Below are 15824 nucleotides of genomic sequence, written 5' to 3'. Positions count from 1 at the left end.
ATGTGCTGGGAGACGCCACGCCAGGAAACTGGGGTTTAGCGCTGCAACAATTTCTATTGATTGATGTTTGGCGCATCGGTTTTAGCGCCTTTGCATCTGTTACTAGTGTTCCACCTTTTTGGTGTTCGGGGGTGGACGCAGCGCCAAAGTGGGGGGAGTTTCAGGGCTAACCCCCCACATCACGCGGGTATCAAAAGTTTGTTCGGCGTCAGTTCGCTTGACGACGTCGACAGCGTCCGTCATCAAGTATTGCTAGTCGCAGCTGTGCAGGTGCGACTGATGACTAGGTTCGTTGCGGGGCCTTTGGCATACTTGAGCGCGTGGCGAATGAGAAACCTAGGATTTTGCAGGACAGTCGAGACATGATTCTCACCCTCGTGGTGATGTTTCTTGCGGTGGCTGTCACCATCGGCTTTACCGGCCTGTGCAGTTTTAACCCCGGGAAGCCGGAAAATGGTCCGGTGCACGAAGTCGATGCCGCCCCATTCGTGAACATGGAGGCTCGGCGCGTGGACTATCCAGTTCGCCTGCCGAAGGTGCCTGAAGGCTGGACTTCAAACTCGACCCGCGCGGGTATGGCGGCGGGGAAGCAGACGACCATTATTGGCTATGTCACCGCTAGCGGAGCATTCATTCAGGTCACGCAAACAGATGCGGAAGCAGGTCAGCTGCCGGATGATGGTAAGAACCGTCTCCGGGACGGTACTACTGACGTGGAAGGTACAACCTGGACTAAGTATGAGCCGGCTGAGGACAACGTGCGTCGCGTATGGGTTGGGGACCTCGGTGGCTCCCGCGCAATTATCGAGGGCACTGCCAACGACGAGGAGTTCACACAGTTGGCGGCGGCTATGCAGAAGGCCGAGCCAATCGATCCTGACGCGACAATGCCGGATTCGTCACGGCCGCAGCCGACTGCGTCCGAGATGCCGTCGGCACCAGCAAAGTAGGCCGAGTCGAGCACTCACCTGGAGCGGTAATCCCTACTAGGGCCATAAAATAGCTGAACTCAGCTATCAGCGAAGAGACGAGAAACGATATGAACTGACGATCGTTTCTCGTCTCTTTTTAGTCCTCATCGCCCACATTCTCGGCAGAAGCCGAGACATCCTGATTCTTGCTGGCCAAGGCGGCTTCAACCTTTGCCCGGGCGCCAGCCAAATGCTCCTCGCAGCGGCGGGCCAACGCCTCGCCTCGCTCCCACAGCGCCAGGGATTCATCCAGGCTCATCTGTCCGAGTTCTAGGAGCTTGACGGTCTCTACCAGCGCATCTCGAGCCTGCTCGTAGCTCAGGTTCTCCACCGGTACCTGTTCCTCCGAAGAGGGAGCCTGACCCGCGCCGAAAACATTGTCATTCATTAGCGAATACGTCCTTTACATCTAGTAGTTAAAGATTCAAAGTTGGAAAAGTCATTGCTTACTAATTCGCCGGCTTCGTAGCTAGCGTCGCTGCAGAGATGGAGCCGTCACTGACGCGAATTCGCAGTTGGGAACCCATCGGAGCATCTGCAATAGAGGTCACAATCTGTGGTTCCGGCTGAGTAGCCGATTGTGCCTGCACGATGGCATAGCCGCGAGCGAGTGTGGCAGAGGGGCCAAGTGCTGAAACCTTGCCGCGCAATCCCGATACCACGGCTTCCTCACGTTCCAGACTGCGGTGGATGAGAAAACGTAGCCGATCGACCTGCGCCGTGACAAACTCTTCACGCACGCGGATGGGAGTGAGCGGATCGCGCAGTACCGGCCGCGACGTTAAATCCCTCAGAGTAGCTACTTCACGGTCAACCCATCGCCGCAGGGATGCCGAGGAGCGCTCACGCAGCTGTGCAATGAGGCGGCGTTCCTCCGCAGCATCGGGCACTGTTTTCTTTGCTGCATCCGTCGGTGTGGCAGCACGTAAATCAGCGACGTAATCCAACAGCGGAGTATCCGGCTCGTGCCCGATTGCAGAAACCACCGGTGTTGTCGCCTTACTCACCGCACGAATCAGAGCCTCATCTGAAAAAGGCAGCAAATCTTCGACACTGCCACCGCCACGGGCGACGATGATGACATCGACCTCCGGGTCGGCGTCGAGCTGTGCCAGCGCTTCAATAATCTCCGGAACAGCCTTGGCGCCCTGCACAATTGTGTTGATTACCCGGAAATCCACTTCGGGCCAGCGGGCGCCCGCGACCGAAAGCACATCGCGTTCAGCTGCCGAACCGCGACCGGTAATCAACCCGATCTTGTTGGGGAGGTAGGGCAGAGGGCGTTTCAGCCGTGGATCAAAGAGGCCTTCCGCCGCTAGTGCCTGGCGCAGCTGCTCCAACCGTGCCAATAGTTGCCCCAAACCTACGGGCCTCCACTCCGTAGCCCACAGGGAAAACTGCCCCCGCCCGGCATAAAACGCAGGCTTGCCCAAAACCACTACGCGGTCGCCGTTGCGCAACGGATTATTGCGCAGAGCCGCCGTAGAACAAGTCACCGACACCGAAAACTCCGCGGAGGTGTCACGCAGAGTGATGTAGGAGAGCTTCCAGCTCGGCTTGGAGTTGACCTGGGCGATTTCCCCCTCGACCCAAATCTGTCCAAGGCGCTCAATATAGTCCTTGACTAACTGGTTCAGGCGTCGAACCTGAACCGGTTTCTCGGCCGACGTTTCCAATTTCGACATACATCAACACTTACACGATGGCGCGGATTGCCCTGCTAATAAACGCACGTTGCCCACAGGCTAAATCTGCCTGTGGGCAACTGTGACGGTAAAAGTGCAAGCCCGAGCTACTTGCGGTAACGAGACCTGCTATCGCGCCCGGTTATGCGCTCCTGGCGAGGGCGCTGCTGTCGCGGTGGCCACTCTTCGGTGCGACGGTGGTTGCTCCCCGGGCGTGCGGGACTCTGCTGAGGCTTTTCGGACCGAGACTCCGGCGAAGACTGTTCTCCCCACATCCGTGCCGTTCCTGCCGCTTGACGACGGGGAAACTCCTGCGTTGGCCGCTGCGGTGCGTTTGGCCGTTCAATCGGACGACGAGGCTGCTGTCTGGTCGAGTTTGGCGAAGTGGAATCCTGAGTGAACTGCGCCTGGCCCGGATGCGGGCGAGACTGCCAACGGGATGTTGGCTGCTGGGCCCGCTGGGCGAAATTCGAGCGCTGCTGGGCGCGCTCCCCAGAGCGGTCAACTGGTCGCTCACGCAGTTGCTCGGCGTTGCGCGATGCCGAGCTGGCGCTCGCTGCCGGTCGGGCACCAGAACGAGAAGTCTCCTGCCGAGAGCGTGCAGCCTGCTGGCGCGCCTGGCGGCGAGCTTCGGCATCTCGGATAATGTCCGCAGCGGGACGTCGTGAAGCAGGGCGTTCCTGAGAGCGAGAAGCTACGCGGCGATCAGATTCGGCGAGACGACGGCGAACCTGAGAGCTGGATTCGACAGCGGCTTCGTCACGGTGCTGGCGTTGTTTAGCGACCTTGCGCTGGGTGTTGAGGGATTTCTCCTGGGTGCGGGTGATTTCGAGGTAACGCCACACTGCGATGATGACACAGATAATCATCAAGACCAGCAGCCACGGGAACTGCTGGATGATGGGATATGCCGAGGTCACCAGGCGAGCGCGTTTAGAGGTTGTCGCGGTCGCGCCACCATTTTCAGGATCGGCGAGAGAACCGGTAAACCACGCTGTGAAAAAGGTGACAAGCGCGAACAAAATGGGGATTTGAGCGACGGTAACTACCAGACCGCGAGGAACCACCAACAGTGTTCCGGCCACAGCAGCCACGGCAAAAGCAATGAAGTAGGGCTTGCCAATCGAACCGTTGGGAACAGAAAAGAGCAAACCAATAACGCCAGCTAGAAGCATCAGCAACGGCGGCACAAACATTGGCACGCGTGGAAGCAGGGGTTTGTTTCCACTGCCTTTACGGGTTATTGCTGATCTGTTCGACACGAATGCGTATCCTACCGGTTATTAGTGATAATACGGGCAAGCCCGGTATGTGGGCTCGCCCGTGTCTTAAAATTTCGCCTTACTTCTTTTTCTTAGAGAAAGACCCGGAGACCACTTCAGAGACTTTATGGAAGGCCTTGGTCATCGTTCCCTCTTCCTGCTTGGTCGGACCAGCATCGGGGGAAACCTTACCGGCGGTGCGAGCATCTGCCTTCACGGCGCTCTCTGCAGAGCTGTCGGAGTCGTCACTGCCCAGGCGGAACGAAGCCAGTCGGTCGCGCATCGCACGGCCGGCAGCTTCAATCTGAATGCCGGAGATCGATCCGGCATCCGTGGCGAACTCGATATCCTTTGCGGTCTTGTCACCCGTACGCAAATCTGTGAGGTCGCCGAGGTAGCGGAACCAGACCGCGACGACTGCAGTGACTGGCACCGCCAGGAAGGCGCCGATGATGCCGAAGATACCGCCACCGAGCAGAACCACCAGCAGGACGATTGCGGCGTGCAGGTCCATAGCCTTGGACTGCAGAATCGGGGAGAGGATATTGCCCTCAATCTGCTGGACGGCAATGATGATGAGCAAGACAAAGATTGCTGTGGTCAGGCCGTTGGCAACAAGTGCGACTACCACTGCAATGAAGCCAGCGGTGAAAGCACCGACAATAGGAATGAAGCCAGCGAAGAAAGTCACCACGGCCAGAACCATTGCCAGCGGCACATTCAAAATCGCAAGACCAGCACCGATGAAGACCGCGTCGATAAGCGAAACGATAGCCTGCGTGCGGATGTAGCCCGACAGCGTGTTCCAGGAGCGGGTGAGTACCTCCGTGAGATGCCAGCCGAGGCGACGTCCGGTCAGGCGGCGGAGCCATGGCAGGAAGTCCTGGCCGTCCTTGATGAAGAAGAACGTCAGAACCAGCATTGCCATCAAGGTTACGGCGACCGAGGAGACCACCGATATGCCTTGGAAGACTGTGTTGGCGATATCGCCGGAGCGCTCCTGAAGCCATGTGGACCCCTGGTCCAGGGCGTCGAGAATCTGCTCATCCTTGACGTTAAATGGTGGGGCCTGAATGATGTTCTGGACTTCTTGGATGCCGTCGGTGAACTGGCGACGCAATTCTGGGAACTGCGACTGCACAGTCGGTGCGAGGACCGCGACAACGCCGCCAAGCACCGCCAGCGCGCCTAGGATGACCGTCAGTGCGGAGAGTGCGCGGGGCCAGCGGTGCTTCATCAGGAACACTGCGGGCGGAGCCAGCACCGTGGAGACAATCAGGGCCAACAGAATCGGCAGAACGCCAGCCCAAATCTTTCCCAGAATCATAGCGCTGACGTACAGCGCCGCTGCGGTGATGAGGAAACGCAGGCACCAACCTGCGAACCACCGGGCGCCCTCGCCAATGACGTCGGCGCGGTCGATGGACTCGGAGTCATTTTCGCTCATAAGCTCATCGAGATTCTCAGCATCTTCCGGCAAATCCGGTTGCGTTACCGCTGACTTATGGGCGTCGGAGGGGATAGACAGAGACTGTTCTACACGCAGAGGCTCTGATCCCATTACGTGATCGATAGCGTCTTTTTCGGACTGCGCAGTCCACTCTTCGCCTTCATTGGGTTTATTGCTCACATATTCATTATGGGGGTTCGGAGGGGATAGGGGGCAACTTCACGAAGTTAGGGCGAGTTCAAATCTGTCTCCCCAAGCCCGTAAGATGGGCAATGTGAGTCTTACACTTGGAATCGTCGGTCTGCCCAATGTCGGAAAGTCAACCCTGTTTAACGCCTTGACGCGCAACGATGTGCTGGCTGCGAATTATCCGTTCGCCACCATCGAGCCGAACGTCGGCGTTGTGGAGCTTCCCGATCCCCGTTTGAATAAGCTCGCCGAAATTTACGGCTCTGAGCGTATTCTTCCGGCTACAGTGTCGTTTGTGGACATCGCCGGCATCGTCAAGGGTGCATCGGAGGGCGAAGGTCTTGGTAACAAGTTCCTCGCCAACATCCGCGAGGCTGACGCGATCTGTCAGGTCGTCCGTGTCTTCAATGATGATGATGTCGTGCATGTCGACGGCAAGGTTGACCCGGCCTCTGACATCGGTGTGATTGAAACCGAGCTGATTCTGGCTGATATCCAGACTATTGAGAAGGCGCTGCCGCGTCTGGAAAAGGAAGCCAAGAAGGATAAGGAAAAGGTCGGTGAGGTTGAAGCCGTCAAGCAGGCTCTGGCCGTGTTGGAAGAGGGGCGCACTCTCTTCGCTGCTTCCGATGATGTGAAGCTCTCCGCTCTGCGCGAGCTGCACTTGCTCACCGCAAAGCCGTTCCTCTACGTCTTCAATGCTGACGAGGAAGTGCTTGCCGACGAGGACCGCCGCGCGGATCTGGCCGCTGCTGTGGAACCGGCGGACTGTGTGTTCCTCGACGCCAAGGCTGAGTCGGACCTTCTGGAGCTGGATGAGGAATCCCGCAATGAGCTTCTGGCTGAAATTGGTCAGACCGAGCCGGGCCTGCATTCGCTTGCCCGCGCTGGTTTCCGCACTCTGGGGCTGCAGACTTACCTGACCGCTGGCCCGAAGGAGTCTCGCGCCTGGACCATTCCGAAGGGTGCTACGGCCCCGCAGGCTGCCGGCGTGATTCACACTGACTTTGAGCGTGGCTTCATTAAGGCTGAAATTGTGTCCTTCAATGATCTGGTCGAGGCCGGTTCGATTGCCGAGGCAAAGGCTAAGGGGAAGGTCCGCCAGGAGGGCAAGGACTACATCATGCACGACGGCGACGTGGTCGAATTCAAGTTCAACGTGTAGCTAGGGGCCTTATTAATAGCGTTTGACACACGCGCTCCTATTTGCCGTCGCATCTCACGAGACGCTGACGTGGATGGCCGCACCATCGACCGGCAGCGTCAGGACTGTGAAGCCATTGCAAAGCAGTGTGGCTTGCACGTTGGACATAGAACATAACGACGTCGATCAGTCCATTTCCGCGTCAAAGAAGAATGTGGCTCGCCCCGACTACGACGCCATGGTGGCATCCTTTGAACGCGGCGAAATCGACGCGATCATCTGCTGGGACCTCGAACTACCCGCCCCACGTCGGTGGACAGTCCGATCGGTCGAACAAAATTACGCACCCCAGCTTAATCAGGGGTGCACCTTAAAAGCATTCGGAGGTGGGGGTAACTGCCCCTCGTTGCCCAGAGACAAAATACGCCAGTGGCGTCTGTACGACGAGCCAAAGGTGGCACAAACCCCAATCCAGAGAGGTCTTGCACTGTTGCGGTGCAGTTGTCTTCTTTCTCACAGTATTGCACCCTTCGAAATTAATTGGATACGATAAGGCCCATGTTGATTTCAGGTTCCGTTTTCATGCGGCCGCTCACCAACCGCTAAGGCGGTTTTCTCCCTCCCGCGGGTCAAAAACCGCTCCGGTCCTTTAGCCGGGCGGCCATTTGCCATGCCCGGCTCCGTTTCAACTCCACGGAGCACACCTGATGTCTACATACGGATACGGCCGTCACGAACATGGCCAAAATTTTCTCACAGACCAAAAGATCATCAACACCATCGTCGATCTTGTAAAACAAACCTCGGGCCCCATCATCGAGATCGGGCCGGGAAGCGGTGCCCTCACTCACCCGATATCCCGCTTGGGGAGGGCAATAACGGCAGTTGAAGTGGACACAACACTAGCTGCAAAACTCACAAAAAGGACCGCCTCGGCGGCGATCGAAGTGGTCCATGATGATTTCCTTAACTTCCCGTTACCCGCCACTCCCTGCGTCATTGTGGGAAACATTCCCTTTCACCTCACCACTGCCATTCTTCGAAAGTTGTTCCATGCGCCGGCATGGACTGACGCTGTACTCCTCATGCAGTGGGAAGTCGCTCGCCGCCGGGCCGGGGTAGGCGCAAGCACAATGATGACGGCTCAGTGGTCCCCATGGTTCACATTTCACCTTGGTTCCCGAGTACCAAGGTCTGCGTTCCGGCCACAGCCAAACGTTGACGGGGGGATCTTAGTAATCCGCCGTGTGGGTGACCCGAAGATCCCGATAGAGCAACGCAAAGCCTTTCAGGCGATGGTGCACACCGTTTTCACCGCCCGGGGACGCGGGGTAGGGGAAATTCTCCGAAGGGCAGGGCTGTTTTCATCACGCTCAGAGACACAATCATGGTTGCGCTCGCGAGGAATCGACCCCGCAACCCTACCCCCCAGATTGCGCACCAGCGACTGGATCGATCTCTTTCAGGTGACTGGTTCCTCTCCATCGCACCATCGGCGAATTTCACAATCGGGAAGTAGTCAACACCCTCCTCAACGGAAAAAACGAGGCCGGCGGCGTTAATCCCCCCGCCACCCAAACCGAAATCCACCAGTAGTAGTGGACGACCAGTGCTGGTCTACCGTGAGCCGGGTTATGACAGTGACGTGTTCTCGTCGGGCACAGTCATAGTTCCCGGCGTTGCCGGCGACAGGGTTCTATACCCAGCAGCGGGGTCGATCAAAATTACCCACACGGGGAACGACCCTGCTGGTGGTTTCGATCTTGATGGAAGCGAGGAGATTAGCCCCTCGACAACTCCCCGTAGCTGGCGAACAGTAGCTCCTGGCGCTGGCGCTCGTTGGTGAGTTTGCGTGCCACACCGAAAGCTTTATTTACTTCTCGGTCCAATTCGTCGTGAGCCTTGAGCAGAATTTGGTCTATCGCTAACGGGTTGTAGTGCTCCGCGAGTGGCCCCTCGGGGTGCCGCTCGCGGGCCCGCAGTACCAACTGTCCAGCGTCGATGATTCGCTGCTGCGCTTTCTCATCTAGTTCACACAGAGCTGGTCCGAAGGAGTAGCTCCCGATGTACTCCGAAGAACGGAAAAATGAATAGTGGGGATACATCGACTTCCATTTTCCATTCTTCCGGCTCAGAGTATTGAGGGGGCTGGGACCGGGTCCGTAAACCCTTTATGTTTTCCACGCACAGCGGTTTATAGCGACGATCCCTATAGGTTTTCCGCAGAACCTATATGTATTTCTGTGCACCCAAATGTTGTCCGTTTTAGCGGTATTTCGTTGCTACTTCCGCACTTGCGAATCAAATGGTTATTTATCGCCGACACTCCGTCGAGTTCAAGTTCAACGTGTAACGCGGGGTGGAGAAGCTCCCCCTGCACGTTACTTCTGACACCGCTGACCTTTCGATCGCAGGCATTGAGCCCCGTGACCGACAACAAGTTCGAGTCGATCCAGCTAGCTGACCTGCTGGATGAGGATAAACTCGCGGGCGGCATGCGCGTGAAGCTGACCAGTCTCGATGGGGAGTTTATGGAGGGATGATCGATTGGCTGAGCATCACACTGCCATCGTTGTTGGTGGTGGCCAGTCCGGTTTAGCCACGGCCTACTACCTGCGGCGCTTCAAGGTGGACTTTCTGGTCCTGGACAACCAGGAGGAACCTGGTGGAGCGTGGTTGCACGCGTGGCCTTCACTGACGCTTTTCTCCGCCGCGGGGTTCTCCAATCTGCCCGGCTGGCCGATGCCGCAGTACCCGGGGTACCCGCCGGCACGCCATGTCATCGACTACCTCGAACACTACGAACGGCGCTACGACCTTCCGGTTCGGCGCCCAGTGCACGTTCGCAGAGTGTCCCATGAGGGAGGGATGTTCTACCTAGATTCGACCGTCGGTCAATTCACAGCGGAACACGTTGTCGCGGCCACAGGCACGTGGTCCGCGCCCTTCGTGCCCCACTATCCCGGCACCTTCCGCGGCCGCCAGTGGCACTCGTCGACCTACCCCGGTCCCGAACCATTCCGCGGCGCGAAGGTCGCGGTGGTCGGTGGGGCGAACTCGGGTGCCCAGATCGCTGCCGACCTCATCGGGACGTCGGAGGTCACATGGTTCACGCTTGAGGAGCCTCGCTGGATGCCTGATGATGTCGATGGCCGTGATCTTTTTCTCCGCAGTCGCCGTCGGATTCTCGGCGGCGATTCCGGCCCGAATCTCGGGGACATTGTCGCGCTTCCTCATTTAAGTGAGCTCCGCGATTCCGGCCAGCTCACCGCTACCCCCATCTTCGATAGCTTGAGCGAGCTCGACCACGACCATCTGATCTGGTGCACTGGTTTCCGTCCGGCCCTCGGCCCATTCCGCGACCTCATGCGCGGCCGCGAAACCGCGGTGAAGAATCTGCATCTCGTCGGTTACGGCAACTGGACCGGCGACGGCTCAGCGACGCTGATGGGCGTGGGGCCCTTTTCCAAACACACTGCCCAGGTAGTCGCGGGCCGTGTCGATGAAGCTCGGCAGCAAAAGTTTTGAGATGACGCTTGGTCCCTGAGCAGCTCGATCCTTCCAAGATCCGCGTTGGAGAGCCAGCGCGCTGGGCGAAGGTGTGACTCAGCGCTTCGCTTGCGCTGCCCGCAGGCCGTTCAAAATCACGAGGACTTCGGCGACCTCGTGAACCAACACGACGGCAGCGAGGCCCAGCACGCCGCTGATCGCCAGCGGCATCAGCACGATGATGATGGCCAGAGACAGCACGATGTTCTGGTTAATAATCCTGCTGCCTCGACGGGCGTGCTGCAGCGCCTGCGGGATCAACCGGAGGTCGTGGCCGGTGAAAGCGACGTCAGCGGACTCGATTGCGGCGTCAGAGCCGGTCGCTCCCATCGCTATGCCCACCGTCGCGCCCGCCAGCGCAGGAGCGTCGTTGATGCCGTCGCCAATCATCGCCGTCGGCGTCTTGGAGGAGAGCTCGGCGACGATGCTTGCCTTGTCCTCCGGGCGAAGCTCAGCGCGCACGTCGTCGATTCCGGCGATTTCAGCCAGCGCCCGGGCGGTGCGAGCGTTGTCGCCGGTGAGCATGCTCACTTCCACGTCGTTGGCGTGCAGAGTCTGCACTGCTTCGGGCACCTCGGGTCGCAGCTCGTCGCGGACCCCGATCGCCCCGGAGAGGGCGTCATCGACGGTGACAAGGACGCAGGTCTGGCCCTCGGACTCCATGCGCTCAACGTCTGCCTTTAGTGGCCCGGCGTCGATCCACCGGGGGCTGCCCACCAGCACCCGTCGACCTTCGACGGTGCCGCCGATGCCATGTCCGGCTTCCTCGCTGATGTCCTGGGCGACGGGCGCTTCGGGCACCGCTGCCGCGATCGCCGCAGCGAGGGGGTGCGTCGATTGCTGCTCAACTGCCGCCGCGAAGGCAAGCACCTGCGCCCGATCGAATCTGTTTGCCGGGACCACGTCGGTAACCTCGGGCTGGTTGCGGGTAAGGGTTCCGGTCTTGTCCACCGCCAGGTGACGGATGCCGCCGAGCCGCTCGAACGCAGCGCCGGACTTGATGACCACGCCGAACTGGCTGGCCGCGCCAATCGCGGCCACGACCGTCAGCGGCACGGAGATTGCCAGCGCGCACGGCGATGCTGCGACCAGGACCACCAACGCGCGGGTGATCCACGTCTCGGGGTCGCCCAGCAGCGAGCCAAACACGCCGACCAGCACTGCCAGGATCATCACCCCGGGCACTAGGGGTTGGGCAATCCGGTCGGCGATCCGGGCACGGTCGCCCTTTTCCGCCTGCGCCTGCTCGACCAGGTCCACGAGTGTGGTCAGCGAGTTGTCCGTTCCAGCTGCGGTCGTCTCGACCTCCAGCACGCCGGCGGAGTTGATTGCTCCCGCGGGCACCTCGTCGCCGGGCGCAACCTCCTCCGGAATGGATTCTCCGGTGATCGCTGAGGTGTCAAGGCTGGAGCGCCCAGACCGAATGATGCCGTCCGTGGCGATCCGCTCTCCGGGGCGCACGAGCATCAGCTCGCCAGCCACGAGGTCCTTCGCTGCGACCTCAACCGCTGTACCGTCGCGCAGCACCGTCGCGGTCTGCGGTACCAACTTCAACAGTGCCCGCAGTCCGCCTTGGGCCCGGTCCATCGCCTTGTCTTCCAGTGCCTCGGCGATCGAGTACAGGAACGCTAGCGCCGCGGCCTCTCCGACGTAACCGAGGATTACCGCGCCGACCGCGCTGATCGTCATCAGCAAACCAATGCCGAGCTTGCGCTTCGTGGCAAGGTTCCGGATAGCGCCGGGCGCGAACGTATACGCCCCTAGCAGCAGACCGACCCAGAACAGTACTGTCGCGGGTGTCTCTAGCCCGGACCAGCCCAGCGCCAGACCTATGCAGAGGGCTACGCCGGAGAAGATTGGCAGTAGCAACTCGGGGTCCTTCCACCATGGCCGATCGAGATCTTCGATCTCCGTGGCTGGTTCGTGTTCGCATCCACATGCTGAACTCATGCGTCCGCTCCTTTTCCGTCGCAGCCAGGCACCGAGCACTCAGGGTCGATGCACGGGGCGTTTTCGTCGACAGCCAACGTCGCGTTCACTAGCGCGTTGAGCGCTGTCGCGAGGTGGGGATCGGCGATTTCGTAGCGTGTCTTGCGGCCCTCCGGCTCGGCGACGACGATGCCGCAGTCACGCAAGCAGGTCAGGTGGTTCGAGACGTTCGAGCGGGTCAGGTCCAGGTCGCGCGAAAGCACGGCTGGGTAGCTCGGGCCGTCGAGTAGGGTCAGCAGGATTCTGGAGCGCGTCGGATCCGCCATGGCCCGGCCGAGCCGGTTCATGACGTCGAGGCGTGAAGCAATGGTCAGCATGTACTGAACTATACATCGTGTGCTGAACTATTCAAAATGCGCTGAACTGACAGTTACGCGAAGGTCCTGCGACCTGCAAGAATTAGTCGATGGATAGCAGATGACTGATCCTTTGTGGTTCGGCTGCCGCCCAACGCGGGAGCGACGTGGGCGGCGAGGTTCTCGAGAAAGTAACTTTGCAACTACATACCGTGGAGTTCAAGTTCAACGTGTAGCCGAAAGCTCATGTCCGGTTCTCAGCGCAGGGCTCACGCATCGAGACAGCAGTGCTGTCTCATGGCCGTCGCAGAGAGGCCCGCTCCCGCATCTGAGCGGACGGCTTGTGAGCCCTCACGAGCGCAACGCCGGTCAGCGCGGTCCAGAGCGTCAGCGAGTCGAAGGAGAGCCGCTCGGCACCGCCGAGCCCAATCCAAGGCATCTCGTACCCATCCAGTGCTGCGACGAACATGATGAAGCTTGCGACGGAGAGGATCACGACCGCGGCCGTGACCTTCCGGAAACTGCCCGGCCCGGCGGCGACGGCGATGAGCGTCATGGCGATCCACTGCGCGGCGGCTTGAAGCAGGGCGAAGCCGTCGTGGGCTGCGGGCGACACGTCCCAAGGGAGAAGGCCGACGCCGATGACCGAGGCTCCGGCAATCGCCATCAGGATGGTTCCGCCTTTGCCGGCGAGCCGAGCCCAGTATCCATGCAGGGCAACCGCGCCGAGCAGGACTAGAGCCCCGGAAGCGACCATGCCGATGTTGAAGACCGCGTGTTCCGGCGAGCACACCTGACGTATCTGCTGACCGAGTTCGGAGTACTCCCCGCAGGTGGTCACACCGAGATCGCTGATGGTGTTGCGAGAGAGCGAGTAGCGATTTGGCCAGCCCAGCGCCACGAACAACTGAATCGGGAGCACCAGTGCGCTGAGCACCCAGGCCATCGCGCCGACGCGGTGCCGCTTCATACGGGCCTCCTTTAGCATACGATCGTATGATAAATGCTAGCGGCGATTGTCGACGTGTTCAACGTGCGCAGGCAGCCGACGCCGAGCTCGTGGTGGATGCGGCAGTGCGCGTCCTCGTGCGGGATGGCTTGGATGGGTTGTCGGTGCGCAAGGTGGCGTCGGAGTCCGGTGATCACTATCGACGACTTCTACCTCCTAATGGCCACCGCGCCCACGGACCCGAAGGCCGAGGTGTGTCGTCGCTGGTTGGAGCTTGTGCTGTCCGGCATCTCGACGAGTGCGTGACTATGGCAGAGTGGTTGACCCCCTCGACTCGGCGTGGTCAGAGGCTCGTGCGGCCTCGGTGATGGCGTTACGCGCCGGAACTCGGTGGAGTTCAAATTTAATGTTTAGCGTCATTGGCGCTTCACATTATGGCGGTAGCGTGAGTCGTCATCTTAGAACTTGGCTTCACGACCACAGGTTCGACAGCGCTACTCGTCGTGCTGATTGCTTTGCGAAGCTGCGTGTTCGCCACCAGCCTCTTCGTGCTGAATGCGTGAGGCATGCAGTCGGGCGTGGGCGATGGCGTCAGGGGTGTTGTCGAAGACGTGATTCCCGTGCGCAAGCTGGTCGAATACGCCGAGTTCGCGCAACACCGGAATATGTTCGGGCTTCGTGGCTGCGAGCAGGACTCTGGTACCGCGGCGTTCGAGGCGCCCGATTGTGTCGGCGAGCATCTGGGCGCCGGTGGCATCGATCGTCGTGACGTAGCGCATGCGGAGTACGACAACCTTGACCGACGAGGCATCAGCGAGCTCGAGGAGGAAATCGTGCGCTGCGCCAAAGAAGAGAGGGCCTTCCATACGGAAGGCGGCGATGTGCTCGTCGAGGAGCTCGCGTTCCTTGTCGCGGTGGTCCCCCTCGTCTAGTGGGGCGGCTTCCAACACCGCAGTGCGGGCGGTCTCGCGCAGTGCGAAGAAGCCCGCCATTACAAGGCCGATGAGTACGGCGACGACAAGGTCGAACACGACGGTGGCGGCAGCTGTGATGAGCAGGGTCGCCCCGTCGCCCTTGGTGGCGCGTATCACCGAGCGGAGGTTCCGCGGGTGGATCATCTGAATCGCAGTGGCGATGAGCACGCCGGCGAGCGCGGCGAGAGGAATCTCGCCCACCCACCGGGCCGCGACGAGCACGGCCACGAGCAGGAGCAGCGAATGGAACACCGCTGCCAGGCGTGTGCCTGCGCCTGCACGCACGTTGACGGCAGTTCGGGCAATCGCGGCGGTTGCGGGAATCCCGCCGAACAGGGGCGCGACGACGTTGGCCACGCCCTGCCCGAAGAGTTCGCGGTCGGGATCGTGCCGGTCGCCGACAGTCATTGCGTCGGCAACCGTCGCAGACAGCAACGATTCCAGCGCACCGAGAGCTGCGACGGCGACCGCTGCAAACAGCAATGAATCCAGGTGCTCCCACGGAATCTCTGGCCAGCGCGGAGCAGGCAATGTCGACGGGATGTAGCCGATTGTCTTCAGGCCGCTGTCTGCCAGCATGTTGATGGCTGTCGCTGCAGCTACCAACACTAGCGCCGCGGGGAAGCCACTACGGACGCGCGCAGCAAGCACGATTCCAGCCGCTACTGCAAGGGTCATCACGGGCGCCTGCCATGCCGGAGCATCTAACCAAGCATTGATTGAGCCCCACGCCAACCCGAGGACTTTCTCGCCCTCCACGTCAACACCAAGTGCTGCAGGCAGCTGTTGTAAGCCGATGATTAACGCAATACCGGCGGTGAAACCTTCGACGACAGGTAGTGGCATGTACTTCATCGCGCGGCCAGCGCCGGTGAACGCCAGTACGAGCAGCATGAGCCCTGCCAGCACGCCGACGACGAGAACCCCATCGGCACCATGGTTGGCCACGATGGGGATTAACACGACGGTCATTGCGCCGGTCGGGCCGCTTACTTGGACGTTACTACCGCCGAAGATCGCGGCCAGGATACCCGCAACGATGGCCGTCGTAATTCCGGCCGCCGCGCCGACACCGGACGCAACGCCGAAGCCGAGCGCGAGAGGGAGTGCGACGAGGGCCACCATGAGGCCTGCCGAGAGGTCGCGCCCAATCGTCGCGCGGGACCAGTCCGAGCGGCGCGGTGCGAAACGCAGGGCACGAGATTGGAAGCCCACCGTAGAGGCGGCGGAGGAGGGGCGGGTCATGCTACTTTCTTGCTCCTTCAGGGCTCAATGACACTCAAAGGATACACAAGGTGTCATCCTCCGACGGCCGCATTCCCGGTTCTGGCCGAGGCCTCATGTCGACGGAATAAAACTTCCTGAC

14 protein-coding genes are annotated in these 15824 nt (G+C 60.3%); 5 read left to right on the top strand and 9 right to left on the bottom strand.

From position 1 onward, the window contains the following. Positions 1-320 precede the first annotated feature (320 nt). Positions 321-950, top strand: a complete 630-nt coding sequence (locus HMPREF2857_RS00370; RefSeq protein WP_083310472.1) for a DUF4245 domain-containing protein — start codon at positions 321-323, stop codon at positions 948-950. 118 nt (positions 951-1068) lie between these two features. Here HMPREF2857_RS00370 and HMPREF2857_RS00365 read toward each other — a convergent pair whose 3' ends face one another. The 4 genes from HMPREF2857_RS00365 to HMPREF2857_RS00350 all read right to left on the bottom strand — a co-directional run bounded on the left by HMPREF2857_RS00365 (position 1069) and on the right by HMPREF2857_RS00350 (position 5548). Beyond that, positions 1069-1359 carry an exodeoxyribonuclease VII small subunit gene (locus HMPREF2857_RS00365; protein WP_005510689.1) on the bottom strand — a complete coding sequence of 97 codons (291 nt, stop codon included), beginning with the start codon at positions 1357-1359 and terminating at the stop codon, positions 1069-1071. A gap of 61 nt (positions 1360-1420) precedes the next feature. Then, positions 1421-2656, bottom strand: a complete 1236-nt coding sequence (gene xseA / locus HMPREF2857_RS00360; RefSeq protein WP_016423170.1) for an exodeoxyribonuclease VII large subunit — start codon at positions 2654-2656, stop codon at positions 1421-1423. 107 nt (positions 2657-2763) lie between these two features. Then, positions 2764-3918, bottom strand: a complete 1155-nt coding sequence (locus tag HMPREF2857_RS00355) for a DUF6542 domain-containing protein (RefSeq protein ID WP_070642088.1) — start codon at positions 3916-3918, stop codon at positions 2764-2766. Positions 3919-3997: 79 nt separating this feature from the next. Next, positions 3998-5548, bottom strand: a complete 1551-nt coding sequence (locus tag HMPREF2857_RS00350; RefSeq protein WP_038626131.1) for an AI-2E family transporter — start codon at positions 5546-5548, stop codon at positions 3998-4000. Positions 5549-5642: 94 nt separating this feature from the next. Here HMPREF2857_RS00350 and ychF point away from each other — a divergent pair, with 94 nt between their 5' ends. Then, on the top strand, positions 5643-6722 hold the full coding sequence (gene ychF / locus HMPREF2857_RS00345; protein WP_038629114.1) for a redox-regulated ATPase YchF: 1080 nt from the start codon (positions 5643-5645) through the stop codon (positions 6720-6722). 686 nt (positions 6723-7408) lie between these two features. Further along, positions 7409-8263, top strand: a complete 855-nt coding sequence (gene erm, locus HMPREF2857_RS00340; RefSeq protein ID WP_070642086.1) for a 23S ribosomal RNA methyltransferase Erm — start codon at positions 7409-7411, stop codon at positions 8261-8263. 219 nt (positions 8264-8482) lie between these two features. Here the strand turns inward: erm and HMPREF2857_RS11230 are convergent, their stop codons facing one another. Then, positions 8483-8806 (bottom strand): type IIL restriction-modification enzyme MmeI, encoded by a 324-nt coding sequence (locus tag HMPREF2857_RS11230; protein ID WP_070642083.1) that lies wholly within the window; start codon positions 8804-8806, stop codon positions 8483-8485. 415 nt (positions 8807-9221) lie between these two features. Between HMPREF2857_RS11230 and HMPREF2857_RS00330 the strand changes: the two genes are divergently transcribed. Next, positions 9222-10229 carry an NAD(P)-binding domain-containing protein gene (locus HMPREF2857_RS00330; RefSeq protein WP_070642081.1) on the top strand — a complete coding sequence of 336 codons (1008 nt, stop codon included), beginning with the start codon at positions 9222-9224 and terminating at the stop codon, positions 10227-10229. 78 nt (positions 10230-10307) lie between these two features. Here the strand turns inward: HMPREF2857_RS00330 and HMPREF2857_RS00325 are convergent, their stop codons facing one another. From HMPREF2857_RS00325 to HMPREF2857_RS00315, 3 genes are all read right to left on the bottom strand, one after another. Further along, positions 10308-12200 (bottom strand): heavy metal translocating P-type ATPase, encoded by a 1893-nt coding sequence (locus HMPREF2857_RS00325; RefSeq protein ID WP_070642078.1) that lies wholly within the window; start codon positions 12198-12200, stop codon positions 10308-10310. Next, positions 12197-12556, bottom strand: coding sequence for a Cd(II)/Pb(II)-sensing metalloregulatory transcriptional regulator CmtR (locus HMPREF2857_RS00320; protein ID WP_005510636.1), 360 nt, complete (start codon positions 12554-12556; stop codon positions 12197-12199). The genes HMPREF2857_RS00325 and HMPREF2857_RS00320 overlap by 4 nt, the downstream gene beginning before the upstream one ends. 274 nt (positions 12557-12830) lie before the next feature. Further along, on the bottom strand, positions 12831-13505 hold the full coding sequence (locus tag HMPREF2857_RS00315; protein WP_070642076.1) for a DUF998 domain-containing protein: 675 nt from the start codon (positions 13503-13505) through the stop codon (positions 12831-12833). A gap of 26 nt (positions 13506-13531) precedes the next feature. Here HMPREF2857_RS00315 and HMPREF2857_RS11225 point away from each other — a divergent pair, with 26 nt between their 5' ends. Then, positions 13532-13852, top strand: coding sequence for a hypothetical protein (locus HMPREF2857_RS11225; RefSeq protein WP_210384763.1), 321 nt, complete (start codon positions 13532-13534; stop codon positions 13850-13852). 126 nt (positions 13853-13978) lie between these two features. Here HMPREF2857_RS11225 and HMPREF2857_RS00310 read toward each other — a convergent pair whose 3' ends face one another. Further along, complete coding sequence (locus HMPREF2857_RS00310; RefSeq protein ID WP_070642073.1) at positions 13979-15703, bottom strand: SulP family inorganic anion transporter; 1725 nt, start codon at positions 15701-15703, stop codon at positions 13979-13981. Positions 15704-15824: the final 121 nt, after the last annotated feature.

The organism is Corynebacterium sp. HMSC076C10, assembly GCF_001812455.1.
Classification (GTDB): Bacteria; Actinomycetota; Actinomycetes; order Mycobacteriales; family Mycobacteriaceae; genus Corynebacterium; species Corynebacterium jeikeium_D.
Note: the sequence above shows the minus strand (reverse complement) of the source record. Positions and strands in the feature narration are given on the sequence as shown.

Bases quoted from the DNA above. Each gene is read 5' to 3' on its own strand.
- HMPREF2857_RS00365 (WP_005510689.1), bottom strand. From the start codon at position 1,359: ATGAATGACAATGTTTTCGGCGCGGGTCAGGCTCCCTCTTCGGAGGAA.
- xseA (WP_016423170.1), bottom strand. From the start codon at position 2,656: ATGTCGAAATTGGAAACGTCGGCCGAGAAACCGGTTCAGGTTCGACGC.
- erm (WP_070642086.1), top strand. From the start codon at position 7,409: ATGTCTACATACGGATACGGCCGTCACGAACATGGCCAAAATTTTCTC.
- HMPREF2857_RS11230 (WP_070642083.1), bottom strand. From the start codon at position 8,806: ATGTATCCCCACTATTCATTTTTCCGTTCTTCGGAGTACATCGGGAGC.
- HMPREF2857_RS00330 (WP_070642081.1), top strand. From the start codon at position 9,222: ATGGGGAGTTTATGGAGGGATGATCGATTGGCTGAGCATCACACTGCC.
- HMPREF2857_RS00325 (WP_070642078.1), bottom strand. From the start codon at position 12,200: ATGAGTTCAGCATGTGGATGCGAACACGAACCAGCCACGGAGATCGAA.
- HMPREF2857_RS00320 (WP_005510636.1), bottom strand. From the start codon at position 12,556: ATGCTGACCATTGCTTCACGCCTCGACGTCATGAACCGGCTCGGCCGG.
- HMPREF2857_RS00315 (WP_070642076.1), bottom strand. From the start codon at position 13,505: ATGAAGCGGCACCGCGTCGGCGCGATGGCCTGGGTGCTCAGCGCACTG.
- HMPREF2857_RS11225 (WP_210384763.1), top strand. From the start codon at position 13,532: ATGATAAATGCTAGCGGCGATTGTCGACGTGTTCAACGTGCGCAGGCA.
- HMPREF2857_RS00310 (WP_070642073.1), bottom strand. From the start codon at position 15,703: ATGACCCGCCCCTCCTCCGCCGCCTCTACGGTGGGCTTCCAATCTCGT.